This is a genomic window from Streptosporangium sp. NPDC004379, from assembly GCF_042873875.1.
Lineage (GTDB): Bacteria > Actinomycetota > Actinomycetes > Streptosporangiales > Streptosporangiaceae > Streptosporangium.
In genome coordinates this window covers 22,150-43,495 of record NZ_JBIAMC010000028.1, presented here as the reverse complement: position 1 = coordinate 43,495, position 21,346 = coordinate 22,150, and the positions used below count along the sequence as shown (strand labels likewise).

Sequence of the window (21,346 nt, the reverse complement as noted above, 5' to 3'; positions counted from 1 at the left end):
CGACGCGATGAGTGACCCGATGAACGTCCTGGCCCCCGAGCACCGGCGGCTCCGGATCGGCGACGCCTGGCGCGACGCCGCCGGCGGAGCCACCTTCGTCGTCGAGGACCCGGCCACCGGCAGGACCATCGCCGAGGTGGCGGACGCCGGCGTCGACGACGGGCTCGCCGCTCTGGACGCGGCGAGCAAGGCGATGGCGGAGTGGGCGGCGACCCCGCCGCGAAAACGGTCGGAGTTGTTGACCGCGACGTACCGGGCACTGACCGGGCGATCCGAGGAGGTCGCCCGGCTGATAACGCTCGAGATGGGCAAGCCGCTCGCCGAGGCTCGGGGAGAGGTGGCCTACGGCGCCGAGTTCTTCCGTTGGTTCGCCGAGGAGGCGGTGCGCGTCGAGGGGCGCTACAACACCGCTCCCGCCGGTGGATATCGCATCCTCACCGTGCCGAAGCCGGTCGGACCGTGCGTCTTCGTGACGCCCTGGAACTTCCCGTTGGCCATGGGCGCCCGCAAGATCGCTCCTGCGCTGGCGGCAGGCTGCACGACGATCACCAAGCCGGCGGCCCAGACGCCGCTCACCATGCTGTTGCTGGCCCGCATCATGGAGGAGGTCGGTGTTCCCCCGGGCGTCGTCAACGTCGTGACGACCAAGCGTGCCGGCGAGGTGGTCTCAGCGCTGCTGGCCGACCGCCGGACCCGCAAGCTTTCGTTCACCGGGTCGACCGAGGTGGGGCGCGTGCTGCTACGACAGGCGGCGGACAACGTGCTGCGCACCTCCATGGAACTGGGCGGCAACGCGGCCCTGATCGTGTGTGCCGACGCGGACCTGGACGTCGCGCTCGACGGCGCCATGGTGGCCAAGATGCGCAACATCGGGGAGTCCTGCATCGCAGCCAACCGGATCTACGTCGAGGAGCCGGTGCGCGAGGAGTTCACGGCGCGCTTCGCCGAGCGGATGGGCGCGCTCTCGGTGGGCCATGGTCTCGACGACGGCGTGGACGTCGGGGCGTTGATCGACGAGGCCGCGGTCACCAAGATCGACGAGCTCGTCGCCGACGCGGTCGATCGCGGCGCCCGTGTCCTGACAGGCGGCGAGCGTCCGGATGGGCCGGGCCACTTCTACCCGCCCACGGTCCTCGCCGACGTGCCCGAAGACGCGCGGATACTGGAGGCGGAGATCTTCGGCCCGGTGGCGCCGATCATCTCGTTCACGTCCGACGACGAGGTGATGGCGAAGGCCAACGACACCGAGCACGGCCTGGTCGGATACGTCTTCACCCGCGACCTCCAGCGGGCACTCCGGTTCACCGAGGGGCTGGAGACGGGGATGATCGGCGTCAACCGTGGTCTGATCTCGGACCCGTCGGCTCCGTTCGGAGGCGTGAAGCAGTCCGGGATCGGCAAGGAGGGGTCGCACGAGGGCATCCTCGAGTACCTCGACGTCACCTACGCGGCGATCGACCTACCGTGACCGGCCTGCCGCTCCGGGTGCCCGCCGAGGGTCACCGCGTCCGGGAGCCCGGCGCGCGCCCGCGCCACCCGGCAGCCGACCTTGCCGACGCCGTCCCGGTCTCGCGGGTGACCCGGACGTCCGCCCAGCGAATCACCGCCGACGTTCCAGGGAGGCACCGACATGCTTGAGACCGTCCGCGGACCACGCCAGCTGATGGTGGGCGAAGGGGTCGCGCAGAACATCCCACGGGTGGTGGCCGAGTGCGGCTCGCGAGTCCTCATCGTGACCGACCGGGTCCTTCTGGGGCAGCCGGGCGTGGCCGAGATCGTAGCCGCCGTACGGGAGAAGGCCGAAGTCGTCGGGGTGTTCGCCGACGCGACTCCGGACGTGCCGCTCACCGATGTCGCCCTGGCCGTCTCGGTCGCCGCAGAGGTGGACGCCGACGTGATCCTCGCCGTCGGGGGTGGCACGGTGATCGACCTCGCCAAGATCGTCGGCGTCATCCGGTGCCACGGTGGGACGCCGCGCGACTTCTACGGCGAGTCGAAGGTGCCCGGGCCGACGATTCCCCTCGTCGCGGTCCCGACGACGTCGGGCACCGGCTCCGAACTCACGCCCGTCTCCGTGCTGACCGACCCGGACCGCGAGCTGAAGGTGGGAGTCTCCAGCGTCCACATCGTGCCCGACTTCGCCATCGTCGACCCCGAGCTCACCTACACCTGCCCTGCGGCCGTCACCGCCCACTCCGGCATCGACGCGTTCTGTCACGCGGTGGAGAGCTACACCGCGCGACCACGGGTCCACGGACCGCGCGACCCGGTGGAGCAGGTCTTCCTCGGCCGCAACCCGATCACCGATCACTACGCGCTCCTGGCCGCGGAGCGGATCGCCCGCAGCCTGCCCCGTGTCGTCAAGGACGGAGGCGACAAGGACGCGCGCGCGGACATGTCCTATGGGTCCATGCTGGCCGGGCTCGCGTTCTCCCACGCGGGCAACGCGGCTCCACACGCCCTCCAGTACCCCATCGGAGCGGCCACCCACACACCGCACGGCCTGGGCGTCGGGCTGCTGCTGCCCTACGCGCTGGACGCGGCCAAGGGCGCCATCGGCGACCGGTTGACCGTCCTCGCCGGGGTGTGCGGGCTCGACGTGACCGGCGCCTCGGAGGCCGAGGCCGCAGATACGTTCCTCACCTGGCTCGACGGGCTCCTCGCCTGCATCGGCATCCCTGCCACCTTGGCGGACATCGGCGTGGCACGCGCCGACCTCCCGCGCTTCGCGGAGATGGCGGGTGGCGTCACCCGCCTGATCCAGAACCATCCGGGCCCGACCGACACCGCCAGCCTGACCGCGATCCTCGAAGCGGCCTGGATCGGGGACCGGACCCGGCGCGTCCCGGCTCCGGAGCGGAGACGGTGACGGGCCTTTCACACGACGACGAGTTCTTGGCTTCACGCAGTGGTTCGGGGCCGGTCAGGTCAGCGGTCGATCTGGGTCGGATTCGGCCGAGGCACGAGGAGGGGCCGGGCCGTCACCGACTCGGTCCAGCCACTCCGACAGCAGGGCGCGCTCGGTGTCGGTGAGCGTTGTGAGCCTCGGCACGACGGCCCGGAACGCGATGACGGCCGCGACCGGGCTGTCCGCGGCGAGCGTGGGCATCTCGGTGAGTATCGATCGCGCCACCGTCTCGTACATCGCGTCCGCGACGTCGAGGTCCCGGTGTTGCGGCGGGGTGGCGAGCAGGGTGAGCACGGTCCCGGTCCCGGCGGCGTGGATGAGGTCGACGGCACGCTTTTCCGGGACCCTGAGCCGGCCGATCGCCGCCACGCGGTGCACCCGGGCGCGAAGAACCTCCAGGCCGGCGGCCGACGCCGGTGAACGAGCCCCGCGAACGGGGTCGGCGAGGAGACCGAACAACGCCGGGTTGGCGAGACCGAAGCCGATATGGGCGTCCCACCCCGCCCGAAGGTCCGCGATCGGATCGCCGCCGGCCTCAGCGAGGGTCTTCCCGGCGACATAGGTGGCGAAGACGTGTTCGGCGACGGCGTCGAGCAGCGCGTCCTTGTCTTCGAAGAACCGGTAGATGGTCGGCGCCTGCACTCCGGCCGCCTGCGCGACCGCACGGGTGGTGACCGCGCTCGCGCCCTGTTCACGCAGGAGGCGCGCCGCGCACTCCACGATGTTCACTCGCGTCTTGCGCCTACCGACGCCGTCCGCCCTCACCTCTGCCACGCTTCCAACGATAACGCACCCTTGCTATCTCGGTTATTAACACTGGTAGCATATTTTTGTTTCCATTGTTATCAGACGAAGAGGCAGGTCATGATCATCATTACCGGCGCCACCGGCCGGCTCGGCTCTCAAATCGTCGACCGGCTGCTCACCCGGGTCCCGGCGGACGGGATCGGCGTGAGCGTCCGCGACACCGGCCGTGCCGCCGACCTGGCCGGGCGCGGGGTACGCGTACGCCACGGAGACTTCACCGACCCCGGCTCACTCGCCCACGCGTTCGAGGGCGCGACGCAGGTGCTCATCGTCTCGACGGACCGGGCGGGCGAAGAGGCGGTCGCCCAGCACATCGCGGCGATCGACGCCGCCCGCGACGCCGGAGCCCGGCGCATCCTCTACACGAGCCACCAGGGCGCCGCCGAAGACTCGCTCTTCGCACCGATGCCCGACCACGCCGCCACCGAGCACCACCTGTCGAAGACGGGAACACCGTTCACGGCGCTGCGCAACGGGTTCTACGCCGACACCGTCCGGCATCTGCTCGGCCGGGCCCTCGAGACCGGCGAACTCGTCGCACCGGCCGATGGGCCCATATCCTGGACCACGCATTCCGACCTCGCCGAAGCGGCGGCGATCATCCTCGCGGACCCGGGCCGGTTCGACGGTCCGACTCCGCCGCTCACCGCACCGGAAGCGCTCGATCTGGCCGACATCGCCGGCATCGCCACCGAACTCACCGGGCGCGCCATCCGCCGCGTCGTCGCCGACGACGCGGCGTGGACGGCCACGATGATCGGCAATGGTGTGCCCGAGGATCAGGCGAACATGCTGCTCGGCATGTTCCGCGCGGCACGCCGCGGGGAATTCGCCACCACCGGACCAGAACTCGAGAACCTCCTCCAGCACCCGGCCACGTCAGTCCATTCGATGCTGAAGGGCCTCACCACGTAACCATGATCGAGACCTTGTGCCGATGCCACCGTTGACGGCACGCGAATTCGCAGCCCTGGGACCCGCGTCTCACGGATCAGGCTTCGCCGGAGACCAGACCGATCAGACAGCGGACGCCGATTCCGCAACGACCACCGGGACGAGCCGGCGCCTCCTGCCGGCGCGGGCTACATCGTGATGGCCGATCCGGAGGGAAACGGGTTCTGATCGGACCGGACCGCGGGGAACCTCACCCCGGTGAGGTCTTCGGAGACGGCCCACAGCCGCTGCTGGACGGCCACCTCGTACGACTCCGGACTGGAGGCGACCAGCCGGGGGTGGCCCATGACCTCGAAGCGTCCGCCGGGACCGTAGTACTGGCCGCCGAGCACGGCGGAGTCGGTGGCGGCGCGCAGGGTCGGCAACGCGCCCATCGCCGGCGTCTGGGTGATCAGCGGCGCGAGCCAGGTGAGCGGAAGCCGGAAGGCCGCGGGGGTGTTGCGGGCGAGCTCGGTGCTGGACACGCCGGGGTGGGCGGCCACCGCGACGGTGGTGCCGCGCGTGGCGAGACGGCGCTGCAGCTCGTACGTGAACATCAGGTTGGCCAGTTTGGACTGACCATAGGCGGCGACCCGGCTGTACGACCGCTCCCACTGCAGGTCATCGAAGTGGATCGCGGCCCGGATGCGGTGGCCGGTGCTGCTGACCGTCACCACGCGCGAGCCGGGCACCGGCAGCATCAGCTCCAGCAGCAGCCCGGTGAGCGCGAAGTGGCCGAGGTGGTTGGTGCCGAACTGCATCTCGAAGCCGTCCCGGGTGGTCTGCTTCGGGGTGTACATCACGCCGGCGTTGTTGATCAGCAGGTCGATGCGGTCGAACCGGGACCGCAGCGCCGCCGCGGCGGTGCGGACGGAGTCGAGCGAGGTCAGATCCAGGGCCTGCACGATCACGTCGCCGGTCATGCGGGCCGCGGCCCGCTCGCCCTTCTCGACGTCGCGCACGGCGAGGACCACGGACGCCCCGCGTCCGGCGAGCGCCTTGGCGGTCTCGTATCCCAGTCCGGTGTTGGCCCCGGTCACCACGGCCACCCGCCCGCGCTGGTCTGGGATGTTCGCCGTCGTCCACTTCTTGCCCATGCCGGGCTCCCATCTAAAGTACCGAAGGTATCTTCTGTCCGCAACGCTAAAGTACCCTCGGTACGTTGTCAACGTACCGAGGGTACTTAAGATAGGCTGGCGATCGTGGGCTTCAAGCGGGCGCGAACCGAAGAGCAGCGGGAGATCCGCCGGCGGGCGATCCTCGACACGGCGTCGGCGATGCTCCACGAGATGCCCGTGGCCGCGGTCACCCTGAACGAGCTCAGCCGCCGGGTATGCCTGGCGAAGCCGAACGTGCTGCGCTACTTCGAGTCCCGCGAGGCGGTGCTGCTGGAACTGCTGGACCGCTTCCTGCAGGAGTGGCTGACGGAACTGGCGGACGAGTTGGCCGCCGGAATCGACGAGAACCTCCCCATGGCCGAGCGGGCGACAGCCGTGGCAGAGATCCTCAGCCGCTCGCTCTCCAGCCGAACGGTGCTGTGCGACCTCTTCGGCGCGCAGGGCGGCGTCCTGGAGCACAACGTCTCCGTCGAGGTCGTGGCACGGTACAAGCGCGCCTCCCTGGACCGCCTGACGACCATGAGCGCCCTGATCCGGAACCACCTGCCGGAGCTGGGCGAGAACGCGACGCTGTTCAGCCTGCAGACCATGGTCATGGCCGGCGCGCTGTCGGCATACAGCACACCCCCACCCAGCCTGCAGGCGGCCTACCAGGCCGAGCCCGACCTCGCCCGCTTCCACGTGGACCTGAAGGACTCCTTGAAGCTGGCCCTGACCGCGACCCTCCTGGGCGTGCTACCCCGCCGCTGACCCGCCGTGCACCGGACAGGTCCCGGAGCCTCGATCCTCGGCCGGGACCGGCCCCGTCGGACACGCGACACCAACGCCAGGTGACCACTACGTGTACATGACACGAGACGCGTTCTGACTCCGCGTTCAGAGCCGTTCGGGCAGAAGGGTGAGGGCGTCCACATGCCGGGGGCGCACGACGGTGAAACGGCGGAGATCGAATAGCGTGGATCTGCGCGCAAAGCTTCAAGACATCGCCATCTATTCGCCAGGGCGTGCCTGAAGAGCTCCTCTCAACGGCATCACCGGTCGTGCTCCCCCGAAGGCCCACCGAAAGGGCGGCTGATAAGCCAGGCTGGACCTGTGAAGGACGACGGGCTCTACACGATCGGCCAGGTGGCACGACTCGCCGGGGTGCCGGTGCCGACGGTCCGGTACTACTCCGACGAAGGACTGGTGCCTCCGGTCGGCCGGTCGGCCGGTGGCTACCGGCTCTATGATCACGACGCCCTGGACCGGCTGGAACTCGTCCGGACGCTGCGAGATCTCGGTGTCGAGATCGCGACGATCACACGAGTGCTCGCCGACACGCAGACCCTGAACGAGATCGCCGACGGGCAGATCGCGGCCATGGAGGACCAGATCCAGACCTTGCGGGTACGCCAGGCGGTGTTGCGCTACGTCACCACCCGCCGTACCGGCACGGCCGGAATCGCCCACGTGAACCGGCTCGCCCGGCTACCGGCGGAGCGGCGCCGGCAGCTGGTGGCCGATCTCGTGGCCGAAGCGACTCGCGGGCTCGACATGGAGCCCGCGTTCGCCGCGCACCTGCGCTCGATGCTGCCCGACCTGCCCGGCGACCCATCGGTCGAGCAGCTCGACGCGTGGCTGGAGCTCGCACACCTGGTCGGCGACCCCCACTTCCGGGAGAGCGTACGCGAGGCGTTCGAGCGGCACGCGACGGACCGCTCCTCCGGCGCCGAGCACGGCGACCACGAGAGCTGGGCGCGAGCCGAGCAGGCCACGCTGGACCTCGTCGGCCGCGCGCTGGCGGACGGGATTCCGCCGGCATCCCCCCTGGCCCGGCCCATAGTGAACGAGCTGGTCGCCGTCTTCGCCCAGGCCCACCGGCGGTCCGACGACGCCGGGTTCCGGCTCTGGCTCGCCGAGCGGATCCGCATCGGAGCCGACCCTCGGGTCTCCCGATACTGGCGACTGCTGGCCATGATCAACGGTACGCCCCCGAAACCCGATCCGGTCCCTGCGGCCCGCTGGCTCCTCGCCGCACTCAACCCCCGCGTAGCCGGCCTTTAGGGAACGGGATGGTGCCGGAGCGCCTGGGTGAACCAGTCGAACGCCGGCGCCAGGCTCGGCGGCACCGGCCAGCCGTTGATCGTGGACAGCAAGGCGAAGTACCGCTCCGTACGGGGATCATTCGCGATCTCCAGCCGAGTCAGCAGCTTCCGGCGGTACTCGGCACTGTCGAGATGACCGAACGTCGCCGTGTATCCGGCGATCAGCTCGACCAGCACCATCCGCGCCTCCTGCGAACCCGGCTCGACCCCGTCCGCCTGCGCCTGCCGCACCCGTTCCCGGACCAGCTCGGTCACCTCGTGATGCAGGCCCGTCTGATCCCCGGCCGCCCTCTCGGCCGCCTGATGCTCGGCCATCCTGCGGACCCTGGCCTTGAAGTCGGCATCGCGGACCAGCTCGGACAGCTCCGCCCAGGCGCCCAGCTGCTCAGGGCTGGGATCGGCGGGCATCTCAGGCACCGCCGTACGCAGCATGGCGACGAAGTCTTGGTTGGCGTTCAGACCCCCGAAAGTCTCGTCGATGAAGTCGTTGATGAGGCGCTTGCCATCCTCAGCGGACGGCGTCACGTATCGCGGCATGGAATGCACTCTCCCGGAGTCGAATCGGATGGGGCGCGGACGGCGAAGACGAGCACATGCCGCCCACGTCGTCGATCCTGGAGTCTCCGGTTACTTGAGACTCAAGTGCCGGTCCGGACAAAGGCTCAGCCCACAACGCGATCAGGTGCCGGGAACATGGCCGTCCGGGCCGCCGCCGACAAGCTCATGGACCACGTGAGCCCGCTCTCAAACTCCGATGGCCCGCATCACGGACCATCGGTTCGAAGGGTTACGCCTCGCCGACGGTGAGAGTGACAGCCGCGCGGCGCGGCGGCTGATCGCAACCCGCCGAGAGCGGCTGTGCCGGCCCGGGGTCTGGGCTCCGGGCCGACTGGTTCCCGCGAAATCAGGCCTCGCCGGTCGTCAGGCCGACCGGACACGTCACCCCGGTACCGCCGATCCCGCAGTAGCCGTTTGGGTTCTTGAACAAATACTGCTGGTGGTAGCACTCTCCTTCGGGCGACAACTCGCCCGCGTAGAACGAACCGGCGGGCCTCAGAGGTGCTACGACGGCGATCGCCTCCGGCTGGCTGTTCAGAAAATCCCGACTTTCCGCGTTCAACGGAGTTAGGATTTTTCCCGAACACCGAGGGACTGGAGAGCACCAATGGAGGCGAGACCACAACCTAGGAACGAGGTTGAAGTTCTGCGAGCCGGAATGGCCGTGCTGGGTGACCGGTTGCCGAACGGGTGGGACGTTCAGCCACTAGGGCGCGGACTACCGGATGCTCGCTTCGACGCTCTCTGGAAGGTGACGGCACCGGACGGAAACTCGGTCGTGCTGATCGTGGAAGCCAAGAACGTGGTGGAGAGACGTGACACCGCCACGCTGCTCCAGCAGTTGAATGACGCGGCGGACGAGCACCCGGGCAGTCGTGGGGTTGTCGTCTCCCGGTACCTGTCGCCACCCGTGCGTAAGCGGCTCACGGAGGCCGGCCTGTCCTACATAGACGCGACAGGGAACATCACCTTGAACGTCTCTCAGCCCGGTCTGTACGTTGCGGATCGAGGAGCCGACCACGATCCATGGCGTGGTCCCGGAAGACCGCGCGGAACGTTGAAGGGCGCTCCCGCAGCGAAGATCGTGCGTGCGCTGTTGGACCACCGAAGATCATGGACGATCCGCCAGCTGATCGACGTCGCCGGCGTATCCACGGGGTCGACCTACCGGGTGATCGAGTTCCTCGAGAGCGAGAACCTGGCGACACGGAACAGCTCGGGTGCGGTCGTGGTTCCCGACTGGGTTGCCCTACTGAGGCGTTGGAGCGAGGACTACGGGTTCGTACGAAGCAATCGCATCACCCGATGGATAGCACCGAGAGGCCTACCCGACCTCATGCGGCGAGCGGCCGACAACCCCGCCCGGTACGCCGTAACCGGGACCTTGGCCGCAGCCGGCTGGGCCCCCCATGCTCCGGCTCGCTCCGCGATGATCTACACGACGGATGCTGAGCACACCGCCCGGCTCTGGGGTCTCCGTCCCGCTGACGCCGGAGCAAATGTGATGTTGGCCGAGCCGGAAAGCGACGTCGTCTTCACCCGTACCCTTACCGACGCTTCCGGTCTCACGATCGCAGCACCACCCCAAGTCGCCGTCGACTTGATGACAGGCCCTGGACGCAACCCCTCCGAAGCCGAAGAACTCATTGAATGGATGACGCGACATGAACCCTCTTGGCGTAAGCAGTAGCGACATCCTCGTCCGATCCCGATCCGCGCTTCTCGATGCGTTGGCCGCGCTGGATGCCCATCGCGAAGCTGTGATCGTGATCGGAGCGCAGGCCGTCTACCTGCGCACTGCGGGAAGTCCTGTCGCCCTCGCCGAGACGACGAAGGACAGCGATCTCGCACTTGACCCGAGAGTCCTGGAGGACGATCCGCTTCTGGAGCAATCCATGGGCCGCGCGGGGTTCTACCGTGATCCCATCGGCGGACAACCTGGGTCGTGGCTGAACCCCGCGGGCGTTCCGGTCGATCTGATGGTGCCCGAGGCTCTTGCAGGAGCAGGTACGAGGAACACGAGGGGAGCCCGCATCCCGCCACATGATCGCCGCGCCACCCGGCGCGCTCGAGGTCTCGAAGCCGCTGTCATCGACAACACGGTCATGGACGTGGCCGCCCTCGACCCGGCCGATGCCCGCGTATATCGAGTCAGAGTCGCCGGGCCCGCGGCCTTGCTGGTAGCCAAGCTCCACAAGATCGCCGAACGGGTTGCGGCCCCCCACCGGCTGAATGACAAGGACGCACACGACACGTACCGCATCCTTGTCGACGTCGACACCGCTGAACTGGCCACCGCGTTCAGGCTCCTGGCTCGCGACCCCATCAGCAGTGAGGTCACCGAGCAGGCGGTCGAACATCTGGCGGCACTGTTCGCGGCAGGACCGGACGCGCTCGGCTCAACGATGGCAGGGCGCGCGGAAGAGGGAATCGGCGAGCCAGAAACCGTTGCTTTGGCAACATCTCTGCTGGCCGCTGATCTCGTGCAGGCATTGGAACATACTTGAGCCCTCCAACTCCGCGGAGGGCTCGACCTCGACTTCAATGCCCGGCCCTCTGCGCTGACGAGACCAGACTCCACCCAAGGTATCGAGCTACTCACCCGCAGGCGCGATGCCCACCGGACAGGAGACTCCGGTGCCGCCGATGCCGCAGTACCCATTGGGCACTTTGTACAGATATTGCTGGTGATACTCCTCCGCGAAGAAGTAGTCACCCGCCGGGGCGATCTCGGTGGTGATGTCGCCGTAGCCCGCGTCGGCGAGCACCTTCCGGTAGGCGTCACGCGAGGCCAGGGCGGCCTTCTCCTGCTTGGGTGAGTGGAAGTAGATCGCCGAGCGGTACTGGGTGCCGACGTCGTTGCCCTGGCGCATCCCCTGGGTGGGGTCGTGGGCCTCCCAGAAGACGCGCAGCAGTTCCTCGTAGGAGATCCTGGCCGGGTCGAAGACCACGCGGACGGCCTCGGTGTGGCCGGTCCGCCCGGTGCAGACCTCCTCGTAGGTGGGGTTGGAGGTGTACCCGCCGGCGTAGCCGACGGAGGTGGTCACCACGCCGGGGGTCTGCCAGAACTTCCGCTCGGCGCCCCAGAAGCAGCCGAGGCCGAAGTCGGCGATCTCGGTCCCCTCGGGGTACGGCGGAGCCAGGGGGGCGTCGAGGACGGCGTGGCGGGCGGGCACCGCCATCCTCGTGTCACGGCCCGGCAGAGCCTCGTCCGGGGACACCATGGAAGTCTTGTTGCCGAACAGCCAGCCCATGTGCCGACATCCTCCTCACCTGTCGCTCCAGGGGGACCCGAACGTCCCCACCTGTCGCTACAGGGGGAACCAGCTTGCCTGCCCCGATGTTCCCGTAAGCGGCGCTTAACTCTTAGCGAAGCATCGCTAATTTGTATTAAATGTGGTAAGCAGCGAAAATGTAATACATGCCTGAAACGCGCCGAGGAGTCCTGTACGGCATCGCCGCCTACGCCATGTGGGGACTCTTCCCCCTCTACTGGCCGCTGCTGAAGCCGTCCGGCGCCCTGGAGATCCTCGCCCACCGCATGGTGTGGTCCCTGGTGGTCGTCGCCGCCATCCTGGCGGTCCGGCGGCACTGGTCGTGGTTCGGCGAGCTCCTGCGCACCCCCCGCAAGCTCGGCCTGCTCGCCCTGGCCGCGGCGGTCGTCACCGTCAACTGGGGCGTCTACATCTACGCGGTCAACACCGGCCATGTGGTCGAGAGCGCGCTCGGCTACTTCATCAACCCCCTGGTCAGCGTCCTGTTCGGCGTCTTCCTGCTCAAGGAGCGGCTGCGGCCCCTGCAGTGGGCGGCGGTCGGCATGGGCGCCCTGGCCGTCGTCGTCCTCACCGTCGACTACGGCAGGCTGCCGTGGATCGCGCTGGTCCTGGCCGCCAGCTTCGGCACCTACGGTCTCATCAAGAAGATCGCGGGGGTCGGGGCCGCGGAGAGCATGACCATCGAGACGCTGGTGCTGCTGGTGCCCGCGTTCGCCTACCTGGTCTACCTGCAGGTCCGGGGCGAGGGCACCTTCGCGACCGCGGGCGCGGGTCACGCTCTCCTGCTGGCCGGCGCCGGCGCGATCACGGCCGTGCCGCTGCTCTGCTTCACCGCCGCCGCGATCCGGGTGCCGCTCACCACGATCGGTCTGCTGCAGTACATCGCCCCGGTGCTGCAGTTCCTGTGCGGGGTGTTCATCGCCCACGAGGCGATGCCGGCCAGCCGGTGGGCCGGGTTCGCCATCGTCTGGCTGGCCCTGTCGATCTTCACCTGGGACAGCCTCCGAGCCGCCCACCGGGCGCGCCGCGTCGCGCTCCGCGACCTGGAGCCCGCGGGCACGCGTTGAGGGCGCGGGTGCCGAGGACGGTCATGGTCCGCATGGGCTCCGTTTCCTTCCTGTGCTGCGTGCTCGGCGCCCGCGCCGTCCGGGCCGCCCGTGTGGCTGCGGCGGCCCGGATGGCGCGGGCGTCCCGGTCCGGCCGGCTCAGCCGTTGTAGGGGGCGGCGACGTCCAGGACCCAGGTGACGCCGAAGCGGTCGGTGAGCATGCCGTACAGCGGCGCCCACTGCGCGGGCTCCAGCGGCCGCACGACGGTCGAGCCGTCGGCGAGCCTGCCCCACAGGGCGCTGATCTCCTCGGCGTCGTCACCGCGCACGGAGACGAAGAACGGGTTCTCACCCTGGTTCCAGGGCAGGTGCGAGGGCACGTCGTAGGCCATGACGTGGAAGCCGTCGTCGCCGACCACCTCGCCCCACATCACCTGGTCCGCCTCGCTCTCGTTCTGTACGGCGCCCGCGTCCCTATAGGTGACCGCGACGGTGCGTCCGCCGAAGACGGACCGGTAGAAGTCCAGCGCCTCGCGTGCGGCGCCCCGGAAGTTCAGGTGGGTGGTGGTCGTGACTGACATGCCATGTTCCTTGCCTGGATGGATGAACATGCCGCCGGCGACCGTCCAGGCCCCGGTGACGGCGACCGCCGGAACCAGGAAGACGATCTCTCGAACGGCTCGTCTATCACCATGGCGAAGGTGGAGGACAGGTTGTGTCCTGTACTGCGGCGGAAATCGGCCCGTCGCGCGTCATCGCCGGCCGAACGCCCACGGCCCGCGGCACCACCCGGGCCGGCCGCCGGCCGTCCCCGGCGACACGCCCCGTTCCGCGCTCCGGCGCCGGGGTACGGCCGGTCAGCCCGAGCGCTCGACCACGTAGTCGCACATCGCGAGGTAGGCGGCGCGGGCCGGGATGTCCGGCAGGCCCGACAGGTCCTCGCGGGCCCGGTCGGCCCAGGCGACGAGCTCGGCGCGGGCCCGCTCCATGGCGGGGTTGGCGCGCAGCAGGCGCAGGGTCTCCTCGACGTCCTCCTCCGCCACCGGGCCGGCCAGCAGCTCGCGCAGCCGGGCGTCGGCGGGGTCGTCGGAGGCCAGGACGTGCAGCACCGGCAGCGTCCGGACGCCCTCGCGCAGGTCGGTGCCGGGGGTCTTGCCGGACTCGGCCGACTCCGAGGCGACGTCGAGCAGGTCGTCGCTGAGCTGCCAGGCCACGCCGATGGCCTCGCAGGCCCGGGTCAGCCGCTCGACGACCTCCGGCGCGGCGCCGCTCAGCAGGGCGCCGAACCGGCCGGAGGTGGCGATGAGGGAGCCGGTCTTGTCGGCCAGGACGCCGATGTAGTGGGCGACCGCGTCCTCACCGGGGCGGGGGCCGATGGTCTCGCGGATCTGCCCGCGCACCAGGCGGGAGAACGTCTGCGCCTGGATGCGGATGATGTCGGCGCCGAGGTCGGCGAGGATCTCCGACGCCTGGGCGAACAGGTAGTCGCCGGTCAGGATCGCCACGGTGTTGTCCCACCGGGCGTTGACCGACGGGGAGCCCCGGCGCACCGGGGCCTCGTCCATGACGTCGTCGTGGTAGAGCGTCGCCAGGTGGGTCAGCTCGATGACCACCGCCCCCGGCACGACTCCCGGGGCTGCGGGGGCGCCGAACTGGGCGGCCAGCAGCACGAGCATCGCCCGGAACCGCTTGCCGCCGGCCTCGATGAGGTGCTTGGACGCCTCCGTCACGAAGGCGTCGTCACTCTCCACCGAGGCCCGCAGCAGCTTCTCGACCTCCGCCAGCCCCGCTGTGAGGTCCTGCGCCAGCCGCTCGTCGGTGAAAGCCAGATCAACAACCGGTGGCGCAGCCATGAAGCACTACTCCTCTAACGAATGAACAGAGCGGACGCAGCCTGGTCCGCGAGATCGAGCACCGGCTGGGGGAAGACTCCCAGCACTACGGTAGCCGCTGCCGCGAGTGCGACCACAGCCGAGGTCCCCACAGTGGGAACGGCGATGGTCGGGCCGTCCGCGGCCGGGTCGTTGAAGAACATCAGCACGATGACCCGGACGTAGAAGAACGCGGCGATGGCCGAGCTCACCACGCCGACGATGACCAGCGGCACCGCGCCGCCGGAGACCGCCGCCGCGAACACCGCGTACTTCCCGAAGAAACCGCTGGTCAGCGGGATGCCCGCGAAGGCCAGCAGGAAGAACGCGAAGACGCCGGCCAGGAACGGCGACCGCTTGCCCAGGCCCGCCCAGCGGGACAGGTGCCCGGCCTCGCCGCCCGCGTCGCGGACCATCGTGACCACCGCGAACGCGCCGACCGTGGTGAAGCCGTACGCGACGAGGTAGAACAGGATGCCCGACAGGGCCTTGGAGTTCTGCGCGGCGGCGCCGGTGGCGATCACGCCGGTGAGCAGGAAGCCCGCGTGCGCGACCGAGGAGTAGGCGAGCATCCGCTTGATGTCGGTCTGGGTGATCGCCAGGATCGCGCCGACGACCATGGTCAGGATCGCCACGCCCCACATGACCGGCTGCCAGTTCCACTCCAGGCCGCCCAGGGCGACCCAGAAGACGCGCAGCACCGCGCCGAAGGCCGCCACCAGCACGGTGGAGGCCATCAGGGCGGTGACCGCGGTCGGCGCGCCCTGGTAGACGTCGGGCTTCCACGCCTGGAACGGCGCGGCGCCGATCTTGAACAGCAGGCCGACGCCGAGCATCGCGGTGCCGATCAGCAGCAGCGTCTCCTGGCCGGAGACCGCGCCGAGCGCGTCGCCGATGCCCTTGAGGCTCACCGTCCCGGCGTAGCCGTACACCAGGGCCATGCCGTACAGGAAGAAGGCCGAGGAGAACGCGCCGAGCAGGAAGTACTTGACCGACGCCTCCTGCGACAGCAGGCGGCGACGGCGGGCCAGGCCGCACAGCAGGTACAGCGGCAGCGACATGACCTCCAGGCCGACGAACATCGCCAGCAGGTCGTTGGCGGAGGCGAACAGCAGCATGCCGCCGACCGCGAACAGCAGCAGCGGGTAGACCTCGGTCTGCGCGTAGCCGCCGCGGACCGCCTCCTCCTCGTCGGAGCTGCCCGGTACGGCGGCCGCCTGCGCGACGAACTGCTCGTCGTCGTTGATCAGCAGCACGCTGACGAACGCGAGGATGAGGATGATGCCCCAGATGAACAGGGAGGGCCCGTCGACCGCGATGGCGCCCATCGCGGCGGCGCTCGTCGGCAGGCCGTTCACCGCCCCGAGGACCGTGGTGGCGAACGCGCCGAGCAGCGCCAGCAGCGTCAGCGGCATGTGGATCGACTTGCGCAGGTAACGGGGCGCGAACGCCTCGATCAGGACTCCGATGATCGCCGCGCCGAACACGATCAGCATCGGGGAGAGCAGCGCGTATTCGATCGTCGGAGCCTGGATGGTGCCGTTGTTCACTGCCCGGCCCCCTTCTTCTCAGCGACGGCCGGGGTGAACGGGGTCACGTGGACGCTGGTGAGCGTCTTGTCCACCGCGGGATTGATCACGTCGAGCATCGGCTTGGGGAAGAAGCCGAAGACGATGAGGAGCGCGACCAGGGGGCCCACCACCCACCGCTCACGTGCGTTGAGGTCGGTGAAGCCCTTGACCGACTCGGCCGTGGGACCGTTCATCGTCCGCTGGTACATCCACAGGATGTAGATGGCCGCCAGCACCACGCCGGAGGCGGCGATGATCGCCGCGACCTTGTAGCGCTCGTAGGAGCCCATGAGGACCATGAACTCGCTGACGAACGTCGACAGGCCCGGCAGCGACAGGCCGGACAGTCCGGCGATCAGGAAGGTCCCGGCGAGCACCGGGGAGACCTTCTGCACGCCGCCGTAGTCGGCGATGCGGCTGGAGCCCCGGCGGTAGATCAGGAACCCGGCGATCAGGAACAGCGCGCCGGTGGAGAACCCGTGGTTGACCATGTAGAGGGTGGCGCCCGCGCCGGCGTCCTTGGTCATCGCGAAGACGCCCAGCGCGATGAAGCCGAAGTGCGAGATCGAGGTGTAGGCGATCAGGCGCTTCATGTCGGTCTGGCCGATGGCCACGATCGCGCCGTAGACGATGCCGACCACCGCCAGCACGATCACCAGCGGCGTGAAGAACTTCGAGGCCTCAGGGAACAGCTCCAGGCAGAAGCGGAGCATGCCGTAGGTGCCGACCTTGTCCAGCACGCCGACCAGCAGCACGGCGGCGCCGGCCGGGGCCTGCGCCGCGGCGTCGGGCAGCCAGGTGTGGAACGGCCACAGCGGCGCCTTGACCGCGAAGGCGATGAAGAAGCCCAGGAAGAGCCACTTCTGGGTGCCCGGGTCCTGGATGGCCCCGATCAGCTCGGGGAACATGAAGGTGTTCTTCTCGGCGATCACGTAGAGGGCGATCACCGCGACCAGCATGAGCAGGCCGCCGAAGAGCGAGTACAGCAGGAACTTCACGGCCGCGTAGGACCGCTGGACACCGCCGTACGACCCGATCATGAAGTACATCGGGATCAGCATGGCCTCGAAGAACACGTAGAAGAGGAAGACGTCGGTCGCCGCGAAGACGCCGATCATCATCGCCTCGAGCACCAGCAGCAGCGCGAAGTAGGTCCGCACCGACCGCTTGGGCGGGGCCGCGGCCCCGGTGCCGTCCGCGTCGTGCCAGGAGGCCAGGATCACGATCGGCACGAGCAGCGCCGACAGCGCGATCAGCACCAGCGCGATGCCGTCCACGCCGACGCCGTAGTGGACGCCGAAGCGCGGGATCCACTGGTGGACCTCGGCGAACTGGAACCGCTCGGCCGAGGAGGGGTCGAACCGGGTCGCCATGACGACGGTGAGCGCCAGCACGACCAGCGAGACCGCCAGGGCGACCTGTTTGGCCAGCTTGTCGTTCTTGACAAGGGAGACACCCACCGCGCCCAGTACGGGCACGGCCATCAGGGTTGAGAGCCAGGGCATCACATGGTCCCTACGTAGAGCAGCGCGCCAACGACCACGGCGGCACCGAAGAGGATGGACAACGCGTAGGACCGGACGTAGCCGGTCTGGATGCGGCGCACCCGCCCGGAGGTCCCGCCGATCCCCGCGGCCAGCCCGTTGACCAGGCCGTCGATGCCGCGGTTGTCGAAGAACACCGCGATCCGGGTCAGCCACTGGCCGGGACGCATGAACAGCGCCTCGTTCAGGGCGTCGCCGTACAGGTCACGGCGGGCGAAGACGGTGAGGAAGGAGCCGCGCGGGGCGACCTCGGGCACCTGGGCGGCGCCGTACCGGAACCAGGCGAACGCGGCGCCGATCGCGACCAGCGCGAGCGTGGCCAGGCCGACCGTGCCGACACCGAAGATGTGCGTCTCGGGCAGCTCCGCCGGCAGGCCGACGGCCGGGGCGAGGAACTTCATGAACCGGTTGCCGAGGATCAGGTAGGCGCCCAGGCCGATCGAGCCGATGGAGAGCAGGACCAGCGGGACGGTCATGACCGACGGCGACTCGTGCGGGTGGGCGTCGTCGGCCCAGCGCTTCTTGCCGAAGAAGGTCATGAAGACCATCCGCGACATGTAGAAGCCGGTCAGGCCCGCGCCGAGCACGGCGAGCCAGCCGAGGATCTGGTTGTGCTCCATGGCCGTCTCGATGATGCCCTCCTTGGTGTAGTAACCGGAGAGCAGCGGGAAGCCGATGATCGCGAGGTAGCCGATGAAGAAGGTGACCGCGGTGACCTTCATCACCGCGAACAGGCCGCCGTAGCGGCGCATGTTGACCTCGTCGTTCATGGCGTGCATGACCGAGCCGGCGCCGAGGAACATGTTGGCCTTGAAGAAGCCGTGCGTGATCAGGTGCGCGATCGCGAAGGCGTAGCCGACCGGGCCGAGGCCCGCGCCGAGCATCATGTAGCCGATCTGCGACATCGTCGAACCGGCCAGGCCCTTCTTGATGTCGTCCTTGGCGCAACCGATGATCGCACCGGCGAGCAGCGTGGCCACGCCGACGATCGTCACGACGAGCTGCGCGGTCGGGGCGGCCTCGAAGAACGCGCCGGACCTGACGACGAGGTAGACGCCGGCGGTGACCATGGTCGCGGCGTGGATGAGGGCCGAGACCGGGGTCGGGCCCTCCATCGCGTCGAGGAGCCACGACTGCAGCGGCAGCTGCGCCGACTTGCCGCACGCGCCGAGGAGCAGCAGCAGGCCGATCGCGGTGACCGTTCCCTGGGACAGGCTGCCGCCGGCCATGGCCTCCTGTACGGCGCCGGCCCCGAGGTTCTTGTACGCGAACGAGCCGAAGACCGACCAGATCGTGAACAGCGCGATCAGCAGCCCGAAGTCGCCGACGCGGTTGACGATGAACGCCTTCTTCGCGGCGGTCGCCGCGGTGGGCTTGAACTGCCAGAACCCGATCAGCAGGTAGGACGCCAGACCCACGCCCTCCCAGCCGACGAACAGGCCGAGGTAGTTGTCCGACAGCACCAGCAGGAGCATCGCCGCGACGAACAGGTTCAGGTAGGAGAAGAACCTGCGCCGGTCGGGGTCGTGCGACATGTAGCCGATCGAGTAGATGTGGATCAGCGATCCCACACCGGTGATCAGCAGTGCGAAGCTGATCGACAGCGGGTCGATCAGCAGCCCCATGTCGGCGACGCCGGGGATGAACTGGTACAGGCTGATCGCCTGGCGGCGCTCCCCTGCGGGCATGCCGAGCAGCTCGACGAAGGCGGCGACGGCCACCACGAAGGCGGCCAGCGACATCGCCACGCCGAGGAGGTGACCCCAGCGGTCGGTGCGGCGGCCGCCCAGCAGGAGGACCGCGGCGCCGAGCAGCGGCAGCGCGATCATCAGCCAGGAGACCCCGATCACCCCACCGGAGTGCTGGAAGATCTCAACGGGAGATTGCACCGGCCACCTCTTAGTACTTCAGCAGGTTCGCGTCGTCCACCGACGCCGACCTGCGGGTTCGGAAGATCATCACGATGATGGCAAGGCCGACCACGACCTCGGCCGCGGCCACCACCATCACGAAGAACGCGATGAGCTGACCGTCAAGGTTTCCGTGCTGCCGGGCGAAGGTCACGAACGCGAGGTTGCAGGCGTTGAGCATGAGCTCCACGCACATGAACACCACGATCGCGTTGCGCCGGATCAGCACGCCGACGGCGCCGATCGCGAACAGCAGCGCGGAGAGCACCAGGTAGTGGGTGGTCACTGGCCTTCCTCTCGTTGAGCCGCTTCCCTGTCGTGCCCGGCGACGGCGGAGTCGCGCCCGGCGACGCCGTCCTCGGCGGGGGCGTTCTGGGCGGCCGCGGGACTCTCGACGGCGGGGTTGCGCCCGGCGACGCTCTCCTCGACCCGGAAGCCCTCGCCTCGGGCGGCCTCACCGGCCGCCTCGTCGGGCTCGCCGGCCTCCTCCTTGCCGATGACCTGGCGGATGAGCGCGGCCTTCTCGGGGTCGGTGGGCCGGACGCCGTCCTCCAGGTCGTGCCTGGCGAGGACCCGGTTGATCGACTTGACCGCCACCGAGCCGTCGGGCAGCAGGGCCGGCATGTCGATGGCGTTGTGCAGGGCGTAGGTGCCGGGGCCGGGCAGCGGCGACGGCTGCGGCCCGGCGAACCGGGCGCGGGCCAGGTCGCGCTGGGTGGCCTTGGGCCGGACCCGCTCGCGGTGGGCCAGGACCATGGCGCCGAGCGCGGCGGTGATCAGCAGCGCCGAGGTGACCTCGAAGGCGAAGACGTACCGGGTGAAGATGAGCTGGGCCAGCGCCGGGACGTTGCCGCCCGCCTCCTTGACCGCGCCCCCGACGCCGGGCGCCCGGCCGAACGTGGCGTTGCCGACGCCCAGGGCGAGCAGGAGCGCGAAGGCCAGGCCCGCGATCGCGGCCCAGAAGCGCTGTCCCCTGATCGTCTCGACCAGCGAGTCGGCGGAGTCGACGCCGACCAGCATGAGCACGAACAGGAAGAGCATCATGACCGCGCCGGTGTAGACGATGATCTGCACCGCGGCGAGGAACGGGGCGTCCTGGACGGCGTAGAGCACCGCGAGGGACAGCATGACGACGCCCAGCATCAGCGCCGAGTAGACGGCCTTGCGGCTGAAGACCAGGCCGAGGGCTGCGGCGACCGAGACGACGGCCAGCACCCAGAACGTGACGGTCTCACCCATTGTTGCGTCCCAGCCGGTAGTAGTCCTCTTCGGTCTCGCCGAGGCGCATGGGGTGCGGCGGAGTCTCCATCCCCGGGCCGAGCGGCGCGAGGAGCATCTCCTTGGTGTAGATGAGGCTCTCGCGGCTGGAGTCGGCGAGCTCGTACTCGTTCGTCATGGTCAGCGCGCGGGTCGGGCAGGCCTCGATGCACAGGCCGCACAGGATGCACCGCAGGTAGTTGATCTGGTAGACGCGGCCGTAGCGCTCACCCGGCGAGTAACGCTCCTCGTCGGTGTTGTCGCCGCCCTCGACGTAGATCGCGTCCGCCGGGCAGGCCCAGGCGCACAGCTCGCAGCCCACGCACTTCTCCAGGCCGTCGGGCCAGCGGTTGAGCTGGTGCCGGCCGTGGAACCGCGGAGCCGTGGGCCGCTTCTCCTCGGGGTAGTTGACCGTTTCGACCTTCTTGAACATCGTGTGGAAGGTCACGCCGAACCCCTTGAC

Annotated in this window: 21 protein-coding genes and 1 pseudogene; 8 read left to right on the top strand and 14 right to left on the bottom strand. The window is 69.2% G+C overall.

All coding sequences use genetic code 11. From position 1 onward, the window contains the following. The first annotated feature begins 7 nt into the window (after nt 1-7). Nucleotides 8-1,468, top strand: a complete 1,461-nt coding sequence (locus tag ACFYSC_RS35770; protein WP_389970453.1) for an NAD-dependent succinate-semialdehyde dehydrogenase — start codon at nt 8-10, stop codon at nt 1,466-1,468. Here the strand turns inward: ACFYSC_RS35770 and ACFYSC_RS35765 are convergent. Next, nucleotides 1,444-1,632 (bottom strand): hypothetical protein, encoded by a 189-nt coding sequence (locus ACFYSC_RS35765; protein WP_389970450.1) that lies wholly within the window; start codon nt 1,630-1,632, stop codon nt 1,444-1,446. The two genes, ACFYSC_RS35770 and ACFYSC_RS35765, sit on opposite strands and share 25 nt — an antisense overlap. Here ACFYSC_RS35765 and ACFYSC_RS35760 point away from each other — a divergent pair. Beyond that, nucleotides 1,631-2,869: an iron-containing alcohol dehydrogenase gene (locus ACFYSC_RS35760; protein WP_389970447.1), complete on the top strand. Its 1,239-nt coding sequence runs from the start codon at nt 1,631-1,633 to the stop codon at nt 2,867-2,869. The two genes, ACFYSC_RS35765 and ACFYSC_RS35760, sit on opposite strands and share 2 nt — an antisense overlap. 54 nt (nt 2,870-2,923) lie before the next feature. Here ACFYSC_RS35760 and ACFYSC_RS35755 read toward each other — a convergent pair whose 3' ends face one another. Then, on the bottom strand, nt 2,924-3,682 hold the full coding sequence (locus tag ACFYSC_RS35755) for a TetR/AcrR family transcriptional regulator (protein WP_389970444.1): 759 nt from the start codon (nt 3,680-3,682) through the stop codon (nt 2,924-2,926). Between the two features lie 90 nt (nt 3,683-3,772). Here ACFYSC_RS35755 and ACFYSC_RS35750 point away from each other — a divergent pair, with 90 nt between their 5' ends. After that, the gene (locus ACFYSC_RS35750) at nt 3,773-4,630 is read left to right on the top strand and encodes an NAD(P)H-binding protein (RefSeq protein ID WP_389970441.1); all 858 of its coding nucleotides are present in this window, start codon (nt 3,773-3,775) and stop codon (nt 4,628-4,630) included. A 167-nt stretch (nt 4,631-4,797) separates the two neighbouring features. Here the strand turns inward: ACFYSC_RS35750 and ACFYSC_RS35745 are convergent, their stop codons facing one another. Then, nucleotides 4,798-5,745 (bottom strand): SDR family NAD(P)-dependent oxidoreductase, encoded by a 948-nt coding sequence (locus tag ACFYSC_RS35745; protein ID WP_389970438.1) that lies wholly within the window; start codon nt 5,743-5,745, stop codon nt 4,798-4,800. A 105-nt stretch (nt 5,746-5,850) separates the two neighbouring features. Between ACFYSC_RS35745 and ACFYSC_RS35740 the strand changes: the two genes are divergently transcribed. Next, on the top strand, nt 5,851-6,516 hold the full coding sequence (locus ACFYSC_RS35740; protein WP_389970435.1) for a TetR/AcrR family transcriptional regulator: 666 nt from the start codon (nt 5,851-5,853) through the stop codon (nt 6,514-6,516). A 342-nt stretch (nt 6,517-6,858) separates the two neighbouring features. Beyond that, nucleotides 6,859-7,809, top strand: a complete 951-nt coding sequence (locus tag ACFYSC_RS35735; protein WP_389970432.1) for a MerR family transcriptional regulator — start codon at nt 6,859-6,861, stop codon at nt 7,807-7,809. Here ACFYSC_RS35735 and ACFYSC_RS35730 read toward each other — a convergent pair. Together ACFYSC_RS35730 and ACFYSC_RS35725 are read right to left on the bottom strand one after the other, a co-directional pair. Then, a complete protein-coding gene (locus ACFYSC_RS35730) occupies nt 7,806-8,387 on the bottom strand; it encodes a hypothetical protein (RefSeq protein WP_389970429.1) in 582 nt (193 codons plus the stop codon). The two genes, ACFYSC_RS35735 and ACFYSC_RS35730, sit on opposite strands and share 4 nt — an antisense overlap. 367 nt (nt 8,388-8,754) lie before the next feature. Further along, a pseudogene (locus ACFYSC_RS35725) lies at nt 8,755-8,859 on the bottom strand (peptide-methionine (S)-S-oxide reductase); the annotation flags it as partial. 327 nt (nt 8,860-9,186) lie between these two features. On the opposite strand from ACFYSC_RS35725, the gene ACFYSC_RS35720 reads away from it, so the two are divergent. Together ACFYSC_RS35720 and ACFYSC_RS35715 are read left to right on the top strand one after the other, a co-directional pair. Next, nucleotides 9,187-10,098: a hypothetical protein gene (locus tag ACFYSC_RS35720; protein ID WP_389970426.1), complete on the top strand. Its 912-nt coding sequence runs from the start codon at nt 9,187-9,189 to the stop codon at nt 10,096-10,098. Continuing rightward, nucleotides 10,073-10,915, top strand: a complete 843-nt coding sequence (locus ACFYSC_RS35715; protein ID WP_389970423.1) for a hypothetical protein — start codon at nt 10,073-10,075, stop codon at nt 10,913-10,915. Before ACFYSC_RS35720 ends, ACFYSC_RS35715 begins: the two co-directional genes overlap by 26 nt. 87 nt (nt 10,916-11,002) lie before the next feature. Here ACFYSC_RS35715 and msrA read toward each other — a convergent pair whose 3' ends face one another. Further along, nucleotides 11,003-11,662 carry a peptide-methionine (S)-S-oxide reductase MsrA gene (msrA, locus tag ACFYSC_RS35710; RefSeq protein ID WP_389970420.1) on the bottom strand — a complete coding sequence of 220 codons (660 nt, stop codon included), beginning with the start codon at nt 11,660-11,662 and terminating at the stop codon, nt 11,003-11,005. A gap of 167 nt (nt 11,663-11,829) precedes the next feature. Between msrA and rarD the strand changes: the two genes are divergently transcribed. Further along, nucleotides 11,830-12,750, top strand: a complete 921-nt coding sequence (gene rarD, locus ACFYSC_RS35705; protein ID WP_389970417.1) for an EamA family transporter RarD — start codon at nt 11,830-11,832, stop codon at nt 12,748-12,750. A gap of 138 nt (nt 12,751-12,888) precedes the next feature. On the opposite strand, the gene ACFYSC_RS35700 is transcribed toward rarD, so the two are convergent. The 8 genes from ACFYSC_RS35700 to nuoI form a co-directional block, all read right to left on the bottom strand. Then, nucleotides 12,889-13,311 (bottom strand): VOC family protein, encoded by a 423-nt coding sequence (locus ACFYSC_RS35700; RefSeq protein ID WP_389970414.1) that lies wholly within the window; start codon nt 13,309-13,311, stop codon nt 12,889-12,891. Nucleotides 13,312-13,587: 276 nt separating this feature from the next. Next, nucleotides 13,588-14,583 (bottom strand): polyprenyl synthetase family protein, encoded by a 996-nt coding sequence (locus ACFYSC_RS35695; RefSeq protein WP_389970411.1) that lies wholly within the window; start codon nt 14,581-14,583, stop codon nt 13,588-13,590. A 14-nt stretch (nt 14,584-14,597) separates the two neighbouring features. Beyond that, nucleotides 14,598-16,151: an NADH-quinone oxidoreductase subunit NuoN gene (nuoN, locus tag ACFYSC_RS35690; RefSeq protein WP_389970408.1), complete on the bottom strand. Its 1,554-nt coding sequence runs from the start codon at nt 16,149-16,151 to the stop codon at nt 14,598-14,600. Then, nucleotides 16,148-17,677 carry an NADH-quinone oxidoreductase subunit M gene (locus ACFYSC_RS35685; RefSeq protein ID WP_362938716.1) on the bottom strand — a complete coding sequence of 510 codons (1,530 nt, stop codon included), beginning with the start codon at nt 17,675-17,677 and terminating at the stop codon, nt 16,148-16,150. Before ACFYSC_RS35685 ends, nuoN begins: the two co-directional genes overlap by 4 nt. Beyond that, the gene (gene nuoL, locus ACFYSC_RS35680; RefSeq protein ID WP_389970497.1) at nt 17,677-19,545 is read right to left on the bottom strand and encodes an NADH-quinone oxidoreductase subunit L; all 1,869 of its coding nucleotides are present in this window, start codon (nt 19,543-19,545) and stop codon (nt 17,677-17,679) included. The genes ACFYSC_RS35685 and nuoL overlap by 1 nt, the downstream gene beginning before the upstream one ends. 70 nt (nt 19,546-19,615) lie before the next feature. Then, on the bottom strand, nt 19,616-19,912 hold the full coding sequence (nuoK, locus tag ACFYSC_RS35675) for an NADH-quinone oxidoreductase subunit NuoK (RefSeq protein WP_179820454.1): 297 nt from the start codon (nt 19,910-19,912) through the stop codon (nt 19,616-19,618). Next, on the bottom strand, nt 19,909-20,865 hold the full coding sequence (locus ACFYSC_RS35670; RefSeq protein ID WP_389970403.1) for an NADH-quinone oxidoreductase subunit J: 957 nt from the start codon (nt 20,863-20,865) through the stop codon (nt 19,909-19,911). Before ACFYSC_RS35670 ends, nuoK begins: the two co-directional genes overlap by 4 nt. Further along, nucleotides 20,858-21,316, bottom strand: a complete 459-nt coding sequence (gene nuoI / locus ACFYSC_RS35665) for an NADH-quinone oxidoreductase subunit NuoI (RefSeq protein ID WP_229811920.1) — start codon at nt 21,314-21,316, stop codon at nt 20,858-20,860. Before nuoI ends, ACFYSC_RS35670 begins: the two co-directional genes overlap by 8 nt. Nucleotides 21,317-21,346 lie beyond the last annotated feature (30 nt).